Below are 17,266 nucleotides of genomic sequence, written 5' to 3'. Positions count from 1 at the left end.
CTGATATGGCCAAGCCCTTGGAGGAATATGAGCGCAAGCGTGACTTCAACGCCACGCCCGAGCCCAGTGGCAAGCGTGGTCGATCCAAAGCGGCGCATGCCCTGCAGTTCTGCATCCAGAAGCACGATGCCAGCCACCTGCACTACGATTTCCGGCTCGAGCTGGACGGCACGCTGAAAAGCTGGGCCATTCCCAAGGGCCCGTCGCTGGACCCCAAAGTGCGGCGCTTGGCTGTGCATGTGGAGGATCACCCCCTCGACTACGCGGATTTCGAAGGCAATATCCCGGAAGGCCACTACGGCGCTGGGGATGTGATCGTCTGGGACCGAGGGGTCTGGGAACCCGAGGGTGACGCACACCAGGCCTACGCCAAGGGCAAACTGCGGTTCCGACTGCAGGGTGAAAAGCTCAGCGGTGTGTGGAACCTGTTCCGCACCCACCTGGCTGGCAAGAAAGAGCAATGGATGCTGGTCAAGTCCCACGACGGCCAGGCGCGCAGCGAGGCCGAATACAGCATCGTCGAAGCGCAACCTGACAGCGTGATCAGTGATCGCACCCTGGTCCCCCGTGGCGCGGCAAAAGCACAAAAGCCCGGCAAACCGGCCAAGCGCAGTCGTGCCAGTGCCGGTAAGAAAGTCGCCTTGCCCGATAAGTTACAGCCTCAGCTGGCAACCCTGGTCGACTCGCCGCCCCAGGGCGACTGGCGTTATGAAGTCAAATTCGATGGCTATCGCATTCTTGCCCGCATCGAGGGCGACGATGTACGCCTGTTCACGCGCAATGGCCATGACTGGAGCAGCAAGATGCCCCGGCAAGTGGCTGCACTGCGCGCATTGGGTGTCGACTCGGCCTGGCTCGATGGGGAGATGGTGGTCAATGGTGAGAACGGCGTGGCCGACTTCCAGGCCCTGCAGAATGCCTTCGATACCGAAGAGGACGGGCAGATTCGCTACTACCTGTTCGACATGCCCTTTCTGGGCGGCCGGGACCTGCGCGAACAGCCGGTGGAGGACCGGCGCGAAGCGCTGCGTCAGCTTCTTGAGCACGACGCATCCGAGGTCCTCGAATTTTCCGCCGATTTCGATCAGCCGGTGCAGTCACTGCTCGACAGCGCCTGTCGCCTGGAGCTCGAAGGCCTGATCGGCAAGCGCGCCGGCAGCACCTACATCGGCCGGCGCAGCGCCGACTGGATCAAGCTCAAGTGCAAGCAGCGCCAGGAGTTCGTGATCGTCGGTTTCACTGACCCCAAAGGCAGTCGTAGTGGCTTCGGCGCCTTGCTGCTGGCCTTGCACGACCCCGACAGCGGCGAGCTGCATTACGCGGGCAAGGTAGGCACGGGCTTCAGTGCCACGACGCTGGACAGCATTCACGCCCGCCTCAAACCGTTGGAAGTTGCCAAACCCGCCCTGCCCCAGCCGCCGACCGGCGCCGAGGCCCGCGACGTGCACTGGCTCAAGCCGCAACTGATGGCCGAAGTCTCGTACGCGCAGATGACCCGCGATGGAATCGTGCGCCACTCGGTATTCCATGGCCTGCGCGACGACAAACCTGCCAGCGCCATCGACCTGGAGCGTGCCATGCCTGCAAAAAAGATCACCAAACGCAAGCCTGCAGAGCAGGACGAAGACCTCGGCGACTTGCGTCTCACGCACCCAGACCGGGTGATAGACGCCACCATCGGCGCGACCAAACGCCAGGTTGCCGAGTATTACGCAAGTGTCAGCGAGTTGATCCTGCCCCAGCTCAAGGACCGCCCGGTCGCACTGGTCCGCGCTCCGGAGGGCCTGAGCGGCGAATTGTTCTTCCAGAAAAATGCCGGCCAGCTGCAGATCGCCAACGTTGTTACCTATGACAAGGCCGAAGCGGGCCAGGCGGCGATGGTCATCAACCGCCCCGACACCTTGCTTGGCGCGGTGCAGATGAACATGCTCGAACTGCACACCTGGAATGCCACCGACCAGGACTTCGAGAAACCCGACCGCTTCGTACTCGACCTCGACCCGGACCCTGCACTGCCGTGGAAAGCCATGATCGAAGCCACGCAATTGACATTGACCCTGCTCGACGAGCTGGGCCTGCAGGTATTCCTCAAGACCAGCGGCGGCAAAGGCATGCACCTGGTAGTGCCGCTGACCCGACGTGCCGGCTGGGATGAGGTCAAGGACTTCAGCCACGCGATCGTCAGCTACCTGGCCAAGCTGTTCCCCGACCGCCTGAGCGCGGTGTCCGGCCCGAAAAACCGCGTTGGGCGTATTTTCATCGACTACCTGCGCAACGGCAAAGGCGCTACCACGGCCTGCGCCTACTCCCTGCGCGCCCGCGAAGGGTTGCCGGTGTCGGTGCCCATATGGCGTGAGGAACTCGGCCAACTGAAAGGCGCCAACCAATGGCACATCGGCAACCTGCACGAACGCCTGGCAGAAGTCGACGACCCGTGGGCGGCAATGGGCAAGACCCGGCAATCGATCACCGCGCGCATGCGCAAACAGATGGGGATGGCATGAGCATCATTCAGGATTTCAATCTGGACACGCTGGACAGCTTGCTACGCACCTTCAGTGAGCGGCCGCAGGCCCTCAATCTGGACGCCCAATTAGCCCAACTGATGCAGGCCCTGCGGGCTGGCCATCTCGACCTGCTGCCGCTGCCGGGTCACGGCGATACCTTGCAGCGATGGCAGACATTGGCGCGGATTGCCGGATGCGACCTGGCACTGGCAAAGCTGTATGAAGGCCATACCGACGCCCTGGCGATCTTGGCCGAGTGCGGTGCAACACCGCTGGCGGGTGAAGGGATATGGGGCGTATGGGCTGCCGAGCCGCCGGATGCCCGTGCCCAGATCGTTGCCCGCAGTGGTGACGAGGTCTGCCTGAGCGGGCGCAAGGCGTGGTGCTCCGGGGCGTTGCAGATCGATCACGCGTTGATTACGGCCTGGGCCGATAACGACCTGCCGCAGCTGGTGGCGATCGACCTGACCCATACCCGCAATAGCCTGCAGATCGATCATTGGCAAGCGGTGGGCATGGGCATCACGGCAAGCGTGGAGGTCGCGTTTGACGACACCCCGGGCATCGCGGTCGGCCATTCGGGCCAATACCTCTCCCGCCCAGGCTTCTGGCATGGCGGTGCCGGTATCGCGGCCTGCTGGTATGGCGCTGGCGAAGCATTGGCCGACTACCTGCGCGAGCACTGCCGCAAGCCTCGGGCAGATGTCCATGCCCACGCCCACCTGGGTGCGGTAGATGCAGCGCTGTTCGGCGCCCGCGCCGCTTTGCGCGAATGCGCCGCGTGGATCGACCTGCACCCTGCCGCCGATGCCAGCTTTGAAGTGCGGCGCGTGCGTGCCCAGGTCGAACAGGCGGTCGAACAGGTCATTCATCATGTGGGACGCGCTCTGGGCGCCACCCCCTTCTGTCGCAACGCCCATTTCGCCCGGCTTAGCGCCGATCTTCCGGTTTTTCTGCGCCAGAGCCATGCCGAACGCGATCTGGCCACCCTCGGACAACAGCTGGCGCACGTACCGGCAGGAGCCTGGCAGCTATGAAGGAAAACCTTATTCAGGCCAGTTCAGGCACGGCCTGGGCGGATTGGCAGCAGTCCGCGCACCTGGCCCGTGCGACCTGGATCACCCCGCAACAGCTCCTGCCCCCGGGCCGGCGCCTGGTGCTTCTGGCACCGCACCCGGACGACGAAATACTGATGGCGGGTGGTTTGCTGGCCGGCATGCACGGCCGCGAGCAGGACCTGCTGCTGATTTCCGCCACCGATGGTGAAGGCAGCCATCCCGACTCGTCGACCTGGACCGAACATCGCCTGCGCCGGCAAAGGCCGCTGGAAAGTCGGCATGCGTTGCAACAGCTGGATCTGGATCTCAACAATCTGGATTGGCGCCGGCTACATCTCAAGGACGGTGGACTGCCGCGTGATGAGGCTTTTCTGGTCAACCACCTCAACCAATTGCTCAAACCCGACGACCTGTTGATGACCACCTGGCGCGGCGATGGCCATTGCGATCACGAAGCGCTCGGTCGCGCCGCAGCTCAGGCCGCGCTTGCGCGCGGTGTCCAATTGGTCGAAGTGCCGGTGTGGGCTTGGCACTGGGCGCAGCCTGACGATGCGCGCTTGCCCTGGCCAAGGGCTCATCGCCTGCAGCTGGATGAAGCACGCGTGGCGCGCAAGCGCCAGGCGATCGCCGCGCACCACAGCCAGCTGGAGTCTGACGAGCAGCGCCCGCCGGTATTGCCTGCCAACCTGCTCGATTGCCTGTTGCAACCCTTCGAACTGATTTTTCTGTAAAGAGAGACGTCATGAGCCTCGATGCCCAGTATTTCGCCAACCTGTATGCCGACAATGAGGACCCTTGGGCGTTTCGCACCCGCTGGTATGAGCGACGCAAGCGTGACTTGATGTTGGCCAGCCTGCCGCGCCAGTGTTACCAGCGCGTGTTCGAACCGGCGTGTGCCAATGGCGAGTTGAGCGCCGGGCTGGCTGAACGCTGCGCCGAACTGCTGTGCCAGGACCTGGACCCGACTGCCGTGCAGTTGGCCCGTCAGCGCCTGGCAGGCAGCCACAATACGTCCGTCGCTACGGGCCGCTTGCCGGTGGACTGGCCAGGGGGCAGTTTCGACCTGATCGTGCTCAGCGAGGTCGGCTACTACCTCGACCCTACCGATTGGTTGCAGGTGATCGAGCAGTCTGTCGCCAGCCTGAGCGATGATGGAGGCCTGCTGGCTTGTCACTGGCGCCATCCGATTTCAGGCTGCCCGCAGGATGGTCGTGAAGTGCACCAGCTGCTGGCCAGGCACCTGCCGTTGTATCCAGTGGTACGCCATGAAGAGGCGGATTTTCTGCTGGAATACTGGTCCTGCCAGCCCAGCGTGGTCGATCTGAACGAGACGTGCTCATGATTGCCGTGGTGATTCCGGCGCACAACGAAGCGCGGCGGCTGGGGCGTTGCCTGAAGGCCATGGGTGCGGCGGTGGCCTTGGCTGAGCAGGCTGGCCATCAGGTCGAAGTGTTGGTAGTGCTGGACCGGTGTGTCGATGGCAGTGCAGCAGTGGCCAAGCGCTTTGGCGTGGAAACGCTGGCGGTCGATGCCGGCAGTGTCGGCATGGCCCGGCGCTTAGGTGCAGCGTTGATGCTCGAGCGCGGTGCCCGGTGGTTGGCCTGTACCGATGCCGACAGCCAGGTGCCGCCGCATTGGTTGCTGTCGCAACTGGGCTGCAGTGCCGAGGTCGTGTGTGGCACCGTGCATATCGAGCGATGGCAACCGTGGCAGCGTGCGGCGTTGCGCAAGCTGTACCTCAGCGGCTATCAGGCCTGCGAGGGGCATCGGCATATTCATGGGGCAAATCTTGGGGTTTGTGCGCGCGCCTATGAGCGCGTGGGTGGCTTTCAGCCGCTGCAGGCGCACGAGGATGTGCAGCTTGTGCGCGACCTGGAGGCCAGTGGTGCGCAGATCGTGTGGACGGCCAAGCACAGTGTTGCGACCAGTAGCCGCATCGATAGCCGGGCTAGGGAGGGCTTTGGGGATTTTCTGTCGGGTTTGCAGGCGCAGATTCCCTAGTGTTTTCTCGGGCCCCTTCGCGGGCAAGCCCGCTCCCACAGGTTCTCCACCAGCCTGATGGGTAGTGGTGATCCTGTGGGAGCGGGCTTGCCCGCGAAGGCGCCGGGCCTGCTTTCACGAAGCTTTACGAGTTTTCCTGGCCGGCTTTTTCTCAGCAGGCGCTTTCTTGCCAGCCTTGCCCCCAAGGCTGCGCTTGAGCAGCTCGGTAAGGTCGATGATATCGGCACTTTTCTCGGCATCGCCGCCCTCGCCTTTGTCCACCACGCTGATCTTGCCCTTGCTGGCCTTCTCTTCCACCAGGTCCATGATGGTCTGGCGAAACGCATCGTGGTATTCATCAGGCGCCCACTCACCGCTCATGTCCTCGACCAGGCGCTTGGCCATGTCCAGTTCGCGCTTGTCGACCTTGGTCTCGGTCACGCTCTTGTCCAGTTCCAGCGTTTCCAACCCCCGCACCTCCTCAGGCCAACGCAAGGTGATCATCACCAATGCATCGTCAAGCGGGCGAAGCAGCGCCAGGTGCTGGCGGGTGTGCAGCACTACGGTGGCCAGGGCCACCTTGCCGGTGCTTTCCAGGGTTTCGCGCAGCAGCGCATAAACCTTGCCGCCACGCCGGTCCGGGCTCAGGTAATACGGGGTATCAAAATGCTGCAACGGAATGTCGGTGGCGGCGACGAAGGAGAAGATATCGATGGTCTGGGTAGCTTCAGGACGGGCTTTGCGGATTTCTTCCTCACTGATCACCACATAACGCCCTTTTTCGTACTCGACGCCCTTGACGATATTGTCCTTGTCGATTTCCTTGCCAGTCACCTTGTTGATGCGCTTGTAGCCCACAGGCTCCATGCTGCGCTTGTCGAGCCAGTCGAAATCGACACGCTCCGTGCGCACTGCGGTATTGAGAGAGACCGGGATATGCACCAGGCCGAAACTGATGGCGCCTTTCCAGATTGCCCTGGCCATGGCATACCTCCTAAGGTTGCAGGGGTTGGCCGGGCTGGCAGTAGCGCAAGGCGCCACAGCGTTCGCAATGCTGGCAGTGCAGCCCGACGATTTCGGGGTTGGCCATGGCACGCCAGTGGCAGCCACGCAGCAGGCAGACAAGGGTCATCAGCCACCTCCTTGGCCCGGAAATGCCGGGCGCTTACTTGAAATGACTGCGTGGCGGCGCGAAGGTTTACTCAGATTGCCTGGCCGGGTCGAACAGCGCTCGCTGGAACGCTTCGGCGGCCAGGTGCACCTGCACGGACCAATCGCCTGCTGCATCGCTGCCCGCATCGTCGGAGATGTATTTCAGGCATACGAAGGGGATGCCTTCGCTACGGGCGATCAGCGCCAGCACATAGGCTTCCATGTCGACGATGTCATACGGCGACTCGCCATGGTTGACCTCGAAGCTGTCGCCACTGCCGCAAGTGCCCTGGGGCAACCCTGGGATCGCTTGTCCGTGCTCGAGCAGCACCGGTATGTCCGATAGCGGTGTCTCGTAACGGGCGAACCCCAGCGGGGTGACGTCCATGTCGCGCTGCACGAAGCGCGTGCAGCACACCACCTCGCCTTTGCCGTAGCGCTGGCTGCCGGCCGAGCCGAGATTGACGATGAGCTTGGGGCGCTGCCGGTGAATGGCCTTGGTCAGGGCGATGGCGGCATTGACCTTGCCGATGCCGGTGAAGACGGTGTTGACGTGGCTGAACACCGACCCGGCTTCGGCCTCGAGTGCGAAGACGAACAGCGTATCGGCCAGCGTGATGTCAGGGAATTGCTTGATCAGCATCATGGAGCGGCATTCCAAATGGCTTGCGATGGACGCCGCCATTTTCGGCGAACGCTAGCGTAATGCAAGCGCCGCCGTGGTGGGTTGCGGCCCTGACTGCCCACGTGCCTGAGCCAGCACCTGATCCACGATCGCATTCAACGCCTGGCTGTTGCTTGCCCCGCCTTCGCGTGCCTGCCGCCAACAAGCCAGCTGCAGATCGGCGCTGCTGCCCTCGCGCAGAATACGTTCAGCTCGGTTGAATGCCCATTCGGCATCAAGGGTCTGGGCGGGGTAGCAGCTTTGCAGTTGCGATAGCCAGCCAAGCGCGGTGACCGGTTGCTGCTCATGTACCCCAATGAACTCGGCCAGGCGCCCATAGCGCAGCGCGCGCCAGTAGTTTTCCTGGGTTACCCAGCGCAGTTCACGGCTGATGGGGGCGGCCTGACGAGCCGGTTGCAGGCAGTGTTCCACCAGATGACGAAACAGGCCGGCCAGGCACAGCGCGTCTTCGAGGTTGGGGCAGGCATCGCAGATGCGAAGCTCCACGGTCGGGAAACGCCGGGAAGGCCGTATCGCCCACCAGAAATCACCCTCCGCGGCCAGCGCGCCGGTGCGTTGCAGCAGCGCCCGATACCGCTGGTAGGCTGACCAGTCTTGCAAGGGCTCCGGCAGCCCCATATGCGGCCATTCCCCGCAAATCACCCGGCGATAGCTCATGTAGCCGGTCACTTGACCCATCCACATCGGCGACGAGGCACTCAATGCCAGCAGCAACGGCAGCCAGTACAACACGCGATTGATCAATTGCATGCGGTCATGCCCGGCAGGCACGCCGACGTGTACGTGCAGCCCATTGAGCAGGCTGCGCCGTGCGACATGCCGATAATCTTCGAACAGTTGCTGATAATGTGCTGTGGGCCTGGCCTTCTGGCGCAGCCACGGTGCATTGGGATGGCTGGCTGCGCAGTACAGGCCTGCGCCTTCTTCGGCCAGCGTTTCGATCAGCCGCGAGCGGCTATCGAGGATGAACCTGCGCGCTTCCAGAAGATTGCCGAACACAGGGGATGCCAGCTCGATCTGGCTGAGGAACATCTCGTCGGCGAAGTGCTTGCCCAAAACATTACGACAGCGCTTGGCAATGTGGGTCGAGGGGGTTGTCAGCACCCGCCTGCTTGCCAGGTCCAGCAACAGGTATTCTTCTTCGATTCCGAATGTGCAGAAGCGAGACATGGCGTCAGGCACTGCGGTTTACGGTCAGCGCCACTGCGGCGATGCGCTCGACGTGCTCGTAGCCCGGCTCATGCAGCTGTTCACCAAACACATCGGGGTCCACTTCACGGTATACCCACGCCCATTCCGGCCCGGCCAATCGCAGGCGAATCGCTTCGAGCAACGGGTCGCGACCCTCGACAATCGCCACACCGGTGTACAGCAGCAAGGCGCCACCAGGGCTCAGACGCTCGCACGCCTGGTCGACGATGCGCAATGACAGCTGCGCACCCAGGCTTCCCCCGCCATGGCGATAGGTACGCTGACCGGCATCCAGCATGTAAGGCGGGTTAGCCACTATCAGATCGAAGTTGCCGCTGAGCCCGTTAAGCAGGTCGCTGGACTGGATCGACACATTGCTGACCCCGGCCAGCGCCGCATTGATGGCGGTGTAGCGCAAGGCCAGTGGGTTGATGTCGACCGCGGTTACCTGGGCATGCTGGGCAGCGCGAGCGATTACCAGAGCGCCGACGCCGCTGCCGCAGCCAATGTCCACGGCGTGTTCGACGCGCAATGGGCTGTGTTGCAGGTGGTCGTGTATGACCTGGGCGAAGCGGTAGCTGTCCGGGCCGAAAAACACCGCATCATTGGCGTCGGTGGGATAAGCGGAATGCACCAGCAGCAGGTCGTCGAGGCTGGACCAGCGAATCTGGCTACGCAGCAGTTCGCCTTCCTCTGACAGCACTCGCGCACTTTGCAACTGGTCCAGCTCATCATTCGATATCAGCGAAGCAGCGAAGGGCCGACTCCAGCCAAACACATCACGCAGGTTGCGCGCCTGCTCCGTGCCCTGCCTGGCGTTGTTCCGGGCATGGGTGGCGGGCGTCACGCAGGTGAAGCGATAGCCATCTGCACGCAGGCGTTGCCCAAGCCGTAGCAACGCTTCGTCAGCCTGAACTTGCTGGGGAGTGAGCATCATCAGTGTGGGCTCTCCTGGGCGAGACCGGTAGCCTTGAGGTATGCACGGGTAGCTTGCAGGCCTTCCGGCAGGGCATGGCGTTTACCTGCCATACAGGCAAGCAGGGTGTCGATGTCGGCCGTGGCTTCGCGCGCTGGCGTCGCCAACGTCTGGTTCAGTTCAGCTTCCCAGGCGCCTGGCGGTACCCGGCGCTGGGGCGTTTGCCAACCGTCCGCGATCCAGTCATGCCAGAGCTGCTTTTCGTAGGCATTGAACACGCCGAACATGGGCGCGCTGGGGCCATCGATGAGCGACCACCATCGGCTGTCGGCGGGATCTTGCCCACGCTTGATCCAGCCTTGCGCCTGCAAGGCTTGCAAGAAGGCCGGCATCGCCTCCGGGTCGGCCAACCACTGGTTGACCGTACGTTGCTGCAAACGGCAACGGTCGGCGTGCATGAACTGGCCGAACACGCGCTTGCGTGCCAGTAGCGCCAAGAGCTGTGCTTCAAGGTCGAAGCGGCTGATCAGGGTAGGCGTGTCAGTGCCCAGATCGTTCAACCGGTAGCCATGCCGCACCCGTTGATAGAATGCTTCGGCGTCGCCCTGAGGACACAGCTGTTGGACGGCATGGATGGCTTTGCTGGCATGGCCACTGGCAGCATTGTCGATGGTCACGTGCAACTGGAAGTAGTAGCCATCTATGCCCAATTCAGCGAGCTCATGTGTCGTGATCAAGAGATGCAACGGCGGCTGTTCATAGCCAAGGTTGTAGCCGATCACTTCAGGCAGAAAATCATCCGCGCACATGCCCAGCGCCAACTGAAGTACGCCTTGAAGGTAACGGTCATCGTCCAGCTCAAAGGGCTCCAGGCAACCCAACCGACTCAGCAGGCGCTGGTAGATGAGCACATGGTTGCAGCGCGGGTCGCCTTCGCCCAGCTCCTCGAGGTAGGTGCGAATCAGGCCGTGAAAGCGCGGATCCTGCCAATGGCGCAAGGTGCCGAAAAGCCAGGCACCGTCCACTGCCTTGGTCGGCGCGACCTGCTGAATGAACCACAACGCCTGGGCGCGGTTGGCGAAATATCGACGAGGGGCGCCCTGGCGGCGCTGCTCCAGGTACTCGGCATGATCAGCAGCCACTTGCGCGGCATGCTGAGCGCTCCAGGCATGCAGCTGATCCGCGCTGTCTGGCAGGTCATCCGGGCGGGCGTGAGTCAGCGAAAGTTGTTCAGCCAGCCATGGGGGAATGCCATTGGCGTCGCCGTTCAACAAAGACTCATAGCGATTGGCGAGGGAAACGTGCGCGGTCGGTGCCGGCGTCAGGGGTAGGCTGTTGCGAGACAAGACCGTCATACCGCCCTCCTCGTCTGCTTATTGACTCTGGCCTTCGCGAGGCATCGGCTCAGGCCCTGGTGCAGGTTGTGGCGCAGGTTTCTCAGTGTTCTGCTGCATCTGCAGCGAAGGCTTACTGTGATCGGCATCCTTGGCCGGGTGGTCGCTGTCACGATCGAAGCAGCCGCCAACTAGGGTCAGGCTGCCGAGTAAGGCGAACAATGGAGTCAAACGCATGGGAAGTCCTCGTGCCGGGGTGAATCGCAGTGCCAGGTTGCCCCGACACTGCGCTGCGTCACTTACGAACGCCCGCCTTTGCGGCTGGTGTCGTTGGTGTGGCCACCACCGGACTGTTGGCCCCCTTTGCGACCGGCTTCGGATGCCTTCTCGCGGTCATTGGCGAAGTTACCAGGATTTTTCGAACCGCCCTGGCTGCCATGACCCGCCTGGCTGCCGGCACTGCCCTTATCTTTCTTGTCCATGGTGCAAAACCTCATATGACTTCGGGATTTGCACGGCAATAATGCCGTACATAGAGTCGGAGTTCGGCGATATCGAAGGATTCGTTTTATTGCGATGGGTTCGGACCGGTGGCATTAAATAAGCGGCGGTGAAGTATTTGGCGCGCCAGCGGACGAAGGGCTTTCCTTGTCCAGCTGCCGCTGGCGCCGTCCCAACCAGCCTCCGGTGACACCCCAGGCAAGGGCGATCAGCGCACCGATGAACATTGCCAGCTGCGGATGGTCACCCAGCACATCCAGTGCGCGCTTGACCCAGCCGCTAAGCGCATCGCCGCCGCGGTAGACCACCGTGTCGATGAAGTTCTTGGCTTTGTATTTATCTTCGGCTGGCAGCACGGTGAACAGCATTTCCCGTCCTGGACGTACCAGGGCGTACTCCCCTGCGCGCCGCACCACCATCACCACCACGAAAACCGCAAATACCGGCGCCAGGGCCAGCCAGACGAAGCCTACCGCCATCACCAGCGGTACTGCCACCAGCAGCACCCCTACGCCCATACGTTTGGCCAGGCGGCCAGTGATGAACACCTGGGTGATGATCGCCAGGCCCTGCACCACGCTGTCGATCAGACCGAACACCTGGGTCTGGCGGGTACGATCGGTAAATGTCTCGCTGATGATCCTCGCCTGCTCGAAGTACAAGAAGGTGCTGACGCTGGCCAGCAGCACCACGAAAAAGGCGATGCCCAGCAGATACGGTGAGCGCATCACGGCGGTTGCGCCCGTGAATGGATTACCGCCCAAAGGTTTGGAGGCAGGTTGATCGCTATGGGCTGGCAGTGGCTGGCGGTCACGCCAGCGCTGAAGGTAAGCAGCTGCAGTAATGCTGGCTATCAGAAACACGCCGGCCAACGCCACCAGGCCCGCATGGCCGAGCGGCGCGACCAGCAGCGTGCCCAGAATGGGCCCGCTCAGGCCGCCCAGACTGGCGCCCGCGGCCAGCAAGCCGAACAGGCGCTTGCCTTGCTCGGTGGAAAACAGGTCGGTCAGAACGCTCCAGGCCAGCGATATGGTCAGCAGATTGAACACCGACAACCAGATATAAAACGCCCGTGCGTTCCACAAATTGTCGGGGTCGCGGGCAAACAGCGCGGCGAACAACAACAGGTTGCTGGCGAAGAAACCGTAGGTGCAGGGCAGAATCTGCCGCCGGCGTGCCCTTGAAGCCAGCCAGCCGAACAGCGGCAGGCATACCAAGGTAGCGATGAACGTTCCGGTGAACAGCCATTGCAGGTTTTCCACGCCGCCTGCCACGCCCATGGTTTCGCGTACCGGTCGCAGCATGAAATAGCCGGTGAACAGCAAGTAGAACAGCGCCAAACCGGCGGCCACGGCCGGGCCCTCTCCCGGTTGGATGTTCAGCCCTCTGCGCCAGTTGACCATGGTCAGGAAAACTGCTGAATCAGCGCCTGTTGCTGCGCCTGGCTCAACAAGGGGTGGTGGCCGGCCTTGAGCTGGTCGAGTTGGCGCTCAGGGCGGCTGGTCGCAGGGATCACCGTGGTCACGGCCGGATGGCTGATGGCGAACTTCAGGAACAGTTGCGCCCAGCTGCCGACCCCCGCCTCCGCTGCCCAGGCTGGCAAGGGCCGATCTTTGACCCTGGCGAACAGGCGCCCATCGTCGAAAGCGCGGTTGATCAGCACAGCCACGCCTTTGTCCTGGCACAGGGGAAGCAGCTCGCGCGCCGCTTGAGGGGCATTGACTGAATAATTGATCTGAATGAAGTCCAGTGGCTCGCTGCGCACGATGTCCGCGACTTCATCCTGGCCACTGTTCAAATAGTGAGTGATGCCGACATAGCGGGTCTTGCCCTGTTGCTTGAGCTCGCGGGCGTAGGGCAATTGAGTCTTCCAGTCACGCAGGTTGTGGATCTGCAGCAGGTCGACCTTGTCGGTACGCAGGCTTTCAAGGGTACCGGCCCATTGCGCTTGGGCATCGTCGCGGCTGTCGGCGGCGATCTTGGTGGCGATGAAGCACTGGCGGTGCCAACCGCCCTCCTCCAGCAACTGGCCGAGGATGCGGTCGGCTCCGCCATAGTTGGGCGAGGTGTCGATGACTTTGCCACCGCCGTCGAAAAACGCCTTGAGCACTATTTTGAGTTGCTGGTACTCAGGCGAGCCGGCGTCGACCTCGAAGCTGCCGGAAGTACCGGCCCCGATCACCGGCAACGCTTCGCCGGTGGACGGTACCTTGCGGGTCAGCAGGCCAGCGGAGGGCGCAGCATGCAGCCAAGGGGCGGTAGCGAGCAGGCCCAAAGCCGCCCCGGCGCGTAGGACATCGCGACGTGCATACATGGAAAAGCTCCCGTCATAGGTCGGAAACTTTTAAGGCTAGCCGCCAGGACGCGCGTCGATCGGTGATTCTGTTTCTGGATATTTAGTGATCAGGCTTGTAGCAAGAGGCTGAGGTCCAGAACCGACCCGGCCATGGGCGGGCACCAGTAATACCCCCCTGTCAGCGGGCGACTGAACCTGTAGAGGCCGTCGATGATGCCGTCTTCGAGGCCGCTCATGCGCCGCAATTGCACTTCGAAGGCGTCCAGGCTGTGGCCGAGGGCCACGAAAGCCAGGCCTGCGCCGCGGTTGTCGGCCCAGGCCACCGAGCGACGCACCATGAATGCCTCCGGCTCGAAGCTTTCCTGGGCGGTGCGCTTGACATGGGCCGACGCTGGGGCGTCGTCGAGCTCTTCGTTATCGCTCAGGCGACGACCGATGATGTTGTCCTGATCTACCTGCGGCAGTGACTTGAAGTATTCCAGATCGTGCTTCCACAGTTGGAAAGCAGCAAAACTGGAGCCCGCCAGGCCTGGCAGAGCCGTCGCGACGATGGCTGCTTCCATGGCTTGCTGGTCGACCGGGTTTTCAGTGCCATCCTCATAGCCTGTCAGGTCATGACCGCCGCGGTGCAAAAAGCCGTCGACGGTGTCGACCAGGTGCAGCGCAGGCGCCAACGCGTGTTCCAAGGCTTGTGCCTGCAGCAGCAAATCGCCTCGTTCATCACCACGCAACCACAGCCACAGCGCATGCTGGGTACTGGGGTTGTGCACCGCCGCATCCAGCTGCGGAAAAGCACGCAAGCCCGGAATTTCGCGGCCCAGCGCCTTCACCAGGGGCGCGCCGATGCCGACAATCAGGTGCTGGCCATCGACCTGTGGCAACAGCGCATCGAGTGCAGCTGGCAGTGCTTCGGGCGAGTGCAGGGTGAAAAAAAGGTGACGGGCGTGGGCAGGCACCGGAGTGGCAAGCAGACCTTGCTGGAACGGCATGACAGGCGAATCCTTGGCAAAAGCGCGAATGCTACTGTGCGCGGCGCGCGCTCGCAACGCGGCAGCAACGTTCCGTTTACAAAAGGTTACCAAGAACGCATGCATTGCCAGTAGCTATCGTCAAGGCCCAGCCTAGACTGCTTGGATTCCCCGCCCGAGTAACCGCCAATGACTGCATCGCCGTTGCTGACTGCCTTTCTCCCCTTGGCCCTGGGCATCATCATGCTTGGCTTGGGCCTGTCGCTGACCTTGGCTGACTTCGCCCGTGTGGTGAAGTACCCCAAGCCGGTGGTGGTCGGCCTGGTGTGCCAGATTCTGCTGCTGCCGCTGGTGTGCTTTCTGATTGCCAATGGTTTTGGCCTTGAATCGGCGTTGGCGGTTGGCCTCATATTACTGGCAGCCTCGCCGGGCGGCACCACCGCCAACCTGTTCAGCCATCTGGCCCATGGCGATGTGGCGCTGAACATTACCCTGACGGCGGTCAACTCATTGATCGCGATCCTGACCATGCCGCTGTTGGTGAACCTGTCGCTGGCGTGGTTCATGGAATCCGATCAAGCCATTCCGTTGCAATTTGCCAAGGTCATGCAGGTGTTCGCCATTGTCCTGCTGCCGGTTGCCCTGGGTATGCTGATTCGCCGTTGGGCGCCCGGTTTTGCCTCACGCATGGAAAAGCCCATGAAGCTGGTGGCGGCGTTGTTCCTGGCATTCACCATCGTCCTGGCCCTGGCCAAGGACTGGCAGACGGTAGTCGCCTACGCCCCGGTCGTGGGGTTGGCGGCGCTGCTGTTCAACGTGATCAGCCTGGCGGTCGGTTATTGGGTGCCGCGCCTGTTGAGTATCCCCAAGCGCCAGGCCATCGCCATTGGCATGGAGATCGGTATCCACAATGGCACCCTGGCGATTGCCCTGGCCTTGAGCCCGTCGTTGCTTAATAACGCGACCATGGCCGTGCCCGCGGCGTTGTACAGCCTGATCATGTTTTTCACGGCGGCAGCGTTTGGCTGGTGGGTGAGCCGCGGGCAGGCGGCTGCGGCAGCAGAAAGCAACATGGTGAATTGAGGCGTTAGCGGCGCATGCGTCGGGCCTGCAGCTGGCGCTTGAGCACGTTCAGCGGTGGTGCGTAGAAGAAGCCGAACGACACGCTGCCGGTACGCCCCTTGATCGCATGGTGCAGCCTGTGCGCGCGGTGCAGGCGTTTGAGGTAGCGATTGAGGGGGCGTGGCTTGCGCGGCCAGTGCCGGTGAAAGAAACCATCGTGAGCCAGCACATACAGCACGCCATAGGCCGCGACACCGCCGCCCACCCATTGCAGCGGCGCATGCCCGGCTTTGCCCAGCGCCACCAGCCCGGCTGCGATCAGGCCAAGGGCCACCAGGTACAGGTCGTTGGCTTCGAGCATGCCCAGATGTGGTTCATGGTGCGAGCGATGAAGCCACCAGCCCCAGCCGTGCATGATGTATTTGTGCGCCAGCGTGCCGACCCCTTCCATGGCCACCAAGGTGCCGATCAGCACGAAGAGATTGAGCAGCATGGGGCGTGTCCGGGGGATGGCAAAAAGTCGCGCAAGGGTACCGAGTATGGGCGATTTTTTCCATGCACCGGTGACCGGTTGTAGGGCATTTCCGTATGAAGTCATTGTCACCATTTCACCCTTGACCCTGCCCTGGCAGCGGCGTAAGGTCCACCCCGCAATTTCGCACCCTTAATCAGGAGTCCTGCATTGGACAGTAGCCCCAGTCGCTTGCGACAGGCCCACGCGGCGAGCTAGTCCGGCAGTAACCTGCCACTGTCTCGCCATTGGCTAGACGGTGGATTTCTCAAGCCTTGAACGGCAACAGCTTCCCCTTTCCCTACCTTCGTGGTCCTGCGCATTTCTGGTTTTTCAACCGCGCCACCTGCTGTGGCGTAAAGCGGGCGTATGCCCGTGCAAGAGGTTCGTTATGGATTGGAAAGTATTTCTGCTGCGTGTCAGCATCGCCCTGCTGCTGGGCGCCCTGATCGGCGCCGAGCGCCAACTGCGCCAACGCCTGACCGGATTGCGCACCAATGCGCTGGTCAGCACCGGTGCTTGTCTGTTCGTGCTGATGACCCAGGCCGTGCCCGGCATGGCGCCCACCGATGCTTCCCGGGTTGCCGCCTATGTGGTTTCGGGAATCGGCTTTCTCGGCGGCGGCGTGATCATGCGCGATGGATTCACGGTCCGCGGCCTCAATACCGCGGCCACCCTCTGGTGCACGGCAGCTGTGGGTGTATTGTGCAGCCTCGGCCTGTTGCTGGAGGCGGCACTGGGTAGCTTGGTGGTACTGTGCGCCAATATTCTGCTGCGTGATATTGCCCAGCGCCTGGATCGCCAGGACGTGGTGCCTGCCACTGAGGTCGAGCAGCGCTTCGAGGTGCGCGTCGTGTGCCGCGCCGAGGACGAAATTCAGGTGCGCAGCTTGATGCTGCACAGCCTGGGAGACCCGCAATTGCGCCTGCAGTCATTGCACAGCGAGGACCTGAACGACCCAGCGCGCCTGGAAGTGCGCGCCGAATTGCTGGGCAATCCCCAAGCGCCGGCACTTCTGGAGCGCCTGGTGAGCCGGGTAAGCCTTGAAAAAGGTGTCAGTTCGGTACGCTGGCAGTTGCAGGCTCAGACAACGGCAATGGATTGA

Annotated in this window: 19 protein-coding genes; 7 read left to right on the top strand and 12 right to left on the bottom strand. The window is 62.5% G+C overall.

What is annotated here, in order from left to right:
- The first annotated feature begins 5 nt into the window (after positions 1-5).
- The 5 genes from ligD to ACIPZF_RS15360 are packed head-to-tail and all read left to right on the top strand — an operon-like array spanning position 6 to position 5,566.
- Positions 6-2,504, top strand: coding sequence for a DNA ligase D (gene ligD / locus ACIPZF_RS15380; protein WP_400800830.1), 2,499 nt, complete (start codon positions 6-8; stop codon positions 2,502-2,504).
- The gene (locus tag ACIPZF_RS15375; protein WP_400800828.1) at positions 2,501-3,544 is read left to right on the top strand and encodes an acyl-CoA dehydrogenase; all 1,044 of its coding nucleotides are present in this window, start codon (positions 2,501-2,503) and stop codon (positions 3,542-3,544) included. Before ligD ends, ACIPZF_RS15375 begins: the two co-directional genes overlap by 4 nt.
- Positions 3,541-4,296: a PIG-L deacetylase family protein gene (locus tag ACIPZF_RS15370; protein ID WP_400800827.1), complete on the top strand. Its 756-nt coding sequence runs from the start codon at positions 3,541-3,543 to the stop codon at positions 4,294-4,296. Before ACIPZF_RS15375 ends, ACIPZF_RS15370 begins: the two co-directional genes overlap by 4 nt.
- An 11-nt stretch (positions 4,297-4,307) precedes the next feature.
- A complete protein-coding gene (locus ACIPZF_RS15365) occupies positions 4,308-4,907 on the top strand; it encodes a class I SAM-dependent methyltransferase (RefSeq protein ID WP_400800825.1) in 600 nt (199 codons plus the stop codon).
- Positions 4,904-5,566: a glycosyltransferase gene (locus ACIPZF_RS15360; protein ID WP_400800823.1), complete on the top strand. Its 663-nt coding sequence runs from the start codon at positions 4,904-4,906 to the stop codon at positions 5,564-5,566. The genes ACIPZF_RS15365 and ACIPZF_RS15360 overlap by 4 nt, the downstream gene beginning before the upstream one ends.
- Before the next feature lie 114 nt (positions 5,567-5,680).
- On the opposite strand, the gene ACIPZF_RS15355 is transcribed toward ACIPZF_RS15360, so the two are convergent.
- The 11 genes from ACIPZF_RS15355 to ACIPZF_RS15305 form a co-directional block, all read right to left on the bottom strand.
- Positions 5,681-6,529, bottom strand: coding sequence for a Ku protein (locus ACIPZF_RS15355; protein ID WP_400800820.1), 849 nt, complete (start codon positions 6,527-6,529; stop codon positions 5,681-5,683).
- A gap of 10 nt (positions 6,530-6,539) precedes the next feature.
- Positions 6,540-6,677, bottom strand: coding sequence for a PSPA7_2676 family Cys-rich small protein (locus ACIPZF_RS15350; RefSeq protein ID WP_400800817.1), 138 nt, complete (start codon positions 6,675-6,677; stop codon positions 6,540-6,542).
- 66 nt (positions 6,678-6,743) lie between these two features.
- Positions 6,744-7,343 (bottom strand): nucleosidase, encoded by a 600-nt coding sequence (locus tag ACIPZF_RS15345; RefSeq protein WP_400800814.1) that lies wholly within the window; start codon positions 7,341-7,343, stop codon positions 6,744-6,746.
- Positions 7,344-7,394: 51 nt separating this feature from the next.
- Positions 7,395-8,552 carry a carboxylate-amine ligase gene (locus ACIPZF_RS15340; protein WP_400800811.1) on the bottom strand — a complete coding sequence of 386 codons (1,158 nt, stop codon included), beginning with the start codon at positions 8,550-8,552 and terminating at the stop codon, positions 7,395-7,397.
- Between the two features lie 4 nt (positions 8,553-8,556).
- Positions 8,557-9,510 (bottom strand): methyltransferase, encoded by a 954-nt coding sequence (locus ACIPZF_RS15335; RefSeq protein ID WP_400800810.1) that lies wholly within the window; start codon positions 9,508-9,510, stop codon positions 8,557-8,559.
- Positions 9,510-10,844, bottom strand: a complete 1,335-nt coding sequence (locus ACIPZF_RS15330) for an iron-containing redox enzyme family protein (RefSeq protein ID WP_400800807.1) — start codon at positions 10,842-10,844, stop codon at positions 9,510-9,512. The genes ACIPZF_RS15335 and ACIPZF_RS15330 overlap by 1 nt, the downstream gene beginning before the upstream one ends.
- An 18-nt stretch (positions 10,845-10,862) precedes the next feature.
- The gene (locus ACIPZF_RS15325) at positions 10,863-11,060 is read right to left on the bottom strand and encodes a hypothetical protein (protein ID WP_400800804.1); all 198 of its coding nucleotides are present in this window, start codon (positions 11,058-11,060) and stop codon (positions 10,863-10,865) included.
- Between the two features lie 62 nt (positions 11,061-11,122).
- Complete coding sequence (locus ACIPZF_RS15320; protein WP_400800801.1) at positions 11,123-11,305, bottom strand: general stress protein; 183 nt, start codon at positions 11,303-11,305, stop codon at positions 11,123-11,125.
- 114 nt (positions 11,306-11,419) lie between these two features.
- Entirely contained in the window at positions 11,420-12,727 is a 1,308-nt protein-coding gene (locus tag ACIPZF_RS15315) for an NTP/NDP exchange transporter (protein ID WP_400800798.1), read from the bottom strand.
- 2 nt (positions 12,728-12,729) lie between these two features.
- Positions 12,730-13,638, bottom strand: coding sequence for an aldo/keto reductase (locus ACIPZF_RS15310; protein WP_400800796.1), 909 nt, complete (start codon positions 13,636-13,638; stop codon positions 12,730-12,732).
- Positions 13,639-13,727: 89 nt separating this feature from the next.
- A complete protein-coding gene (locus ACIPZF_RS15305) occupies positions 13,728-14,609 on the bottom strand; it encodes a Dyp-type peroxidase (RefSeq protein WP_400800793.1) in 882 nt (293 codons plus the stop codon).
- 168 nt (positions 14,610-14,777) lie between these two features.
- Between ACIPZF_RS15305 and ACIPZF_RS15300 the strand changes: the two genes are divergently transcribed.
- Positions 14,778-15,671, top strand: coding sequence for a bile acid:sodium symporter family protein (locus ACIPZF_RS15300; protein ID WP_400800790.1), 894 nt, complete (start codon positions 14,778-14,780; stop codon positions 15,669-15,671).
- A 4-nt stretch (positions 15,672-15,675) separates the two neighbouring features.
- Here the strand turns inward: ACIPZF_RS15300 and ACIPZF_RS15295 are convergent, their stop codons facing one another.
- Positions 15,676-16,143, bottom strand: a complete 468-nt coding sequence (locus ACIPZF_RS15295; protein WP_400800787.1) for a sterol desaturase family protein — start codon at positions 16,141-16,143, stop codon at positions 15,676-15,678.
- 409 nt (positions 16,144-16,552) lie between these two features.
- On the opposite strand from ACIPZF_RS15295, the gene ACIPZF_RS15290 reads away from it, so the two are divergent.
- On the top strand, positions 16,553-17,266 hold the full coding sequence (locus tag ACIPZF_RS15290) for an MgtC/SapB family protein (RefSeq protein ID WP_400800785.1): 714 nt from the start codon (positions 16,553-16,555) through the stop codon (positions 17,264-17,266).

This window comes from Pseudomonas sp. NPDC089752, from assembly GCF_044748725.1.
Taxonomy (GTDB): domain Bacteria; phylum Pseudomonadota; class Gammaproteobacteria; order Pseudomonadales; family Pseudomonadaceae; genus Aquipseudomonas.
Note: the sequence above shows the minus strand (reverse complement) of the source record. Positions and strands in the feature narration are given on the sequence as shown.

Coding starts and splice junctions, on each gene's coding strand:
- ACIPZF_RS15365 (WP_400800825.1), top strand. CDS start 4,308: ATGAGCCTCGATGCCCAGTATTTCGCCAACCTGTATGCCGACAATGAG.
- ACIPZF_RS15370 (WP_400800827.1), top strand. CDS start 3,541: ATGAAGGAAAACCTTATTCAGGCCAGTTCAGGCACGGCCTGGGCGGAT.
- ACIPZF_RS15290 (WP_400800785.1), top strand. CDS start 16,553: ATGGATTGGAAAGTATTTCTGCTGCGTGTCAGCATCGCCCTGCTGCTG.
- ACIPZF_RS15355 (WP_400800820.1), bottom strand. CDS start 6,529: ATGGCCAGGGCAATCTGGAAAGGCGCCATCAGTTTCGGCCTGGTGCAT.
- ACIPZF_RS15310 (WP_400800796.1), bottom strand. CDS start 13,638: ATGTATGCACGTCGCGATGTCCTACGCGCCGGGGCGGCTTTGGGCCTG.
- ACIPZF_RS15305 (WP_400800793.1), bottom strand. CDS start 14,609: ATGCCGTTCCAGCAAGGTCTGCTTGCCACTCCGGTGCCTGCCCACGCC.
- ACIPZF_RS15325 (WP_400800804.1), bottom strand. CDS start 11,060: ATGCGTTTGACTCCATTGTTCGCCTTACTCGGCAGCCTGACCCTAGTT.
- ligD (WP_400800830.1), top strand. CDS start 6: ATGGCCAAGCCCTTGGAGGAATATGAGCGCAAGCGTGACTTCAACGCC.
- ACIPZF_RS15350 (WP_400800817.1), bottom strand. CDS start 6,677: ATGACCCTTGTCTGCCTGCTGCGTGGCTGCCACTGGCGTGCCATGGCC.
- ACIPZF_RS15340 (WP_400800811.1), bottom strand. CDS start 8,552: ATGTCTCGCTTCTGCACATTCGGAATCGAAGAAGAATACCTGTTGCTG.
- ACIPZF_RS15315 (WP_400800798.1), bottom strand. CDS start 12,727: ATGGTCAACTGGCGCAGAGGGCTGAACATCCAACCGGGAGAGGGCCCG.
- ACIPZF_RS15330 (WP_400800807.1), bottom strand. CDS start 10,844: ATGACGGTCTTGTCTCGCAACAGCCTACCCCTGACGCCGGCACCGACC.
- ACIPZF_RS15345 (WP_400800814.1), bottom strand. CDS start 7,343: ATGATGCTGATCAAGCAATTCCCTGACATCACGCTGGCCGATACGCTG.
- ACIPZF_RS15295 (WP_400800787.1), bottom strand. CDS start 16,143: ATGCTGCTCAATCTCTTCGTGCTGATCGGCACCTTGGTGGCCATGGAA.
- ACIPZF_RS15300 (WP_400800790.1), top strand. CDS start 14,778: ATGACTGCATCGCCGTTGCTGACTGCCTTTCTCCCCTTGGCCCTGGGC.
- ACIPZF_RS15335 (WP_400800810.1), bottom strand. CDS start 9,510: ATGATGCTCACTCCCCAGCAAGTTCAGGCTGACGAAGCGTTGCTACGG.
- ACIPZF_RS15320 (WP_400800801.1), bottom strand. CDS start 11,305: ATGGACAAGAAAGATAAGGGCAGTGCCGGCAGCCAGGCGGGTCATGGC.
- ACIPZF_RS15375 (WP_400800828.1), top strand. CDS start 2,501: ATGAGCATCATTCAGGATTTCAATCTGGACACGCTGGACAGCTTGCTA.
- ACIPZF_RS15360 (WP_400800823.1), top strand. CDS start 4,904: ATGATTGCCGTGGTGATTCCGGCGCACAACGAAGCGCGGCGGCTGGGG.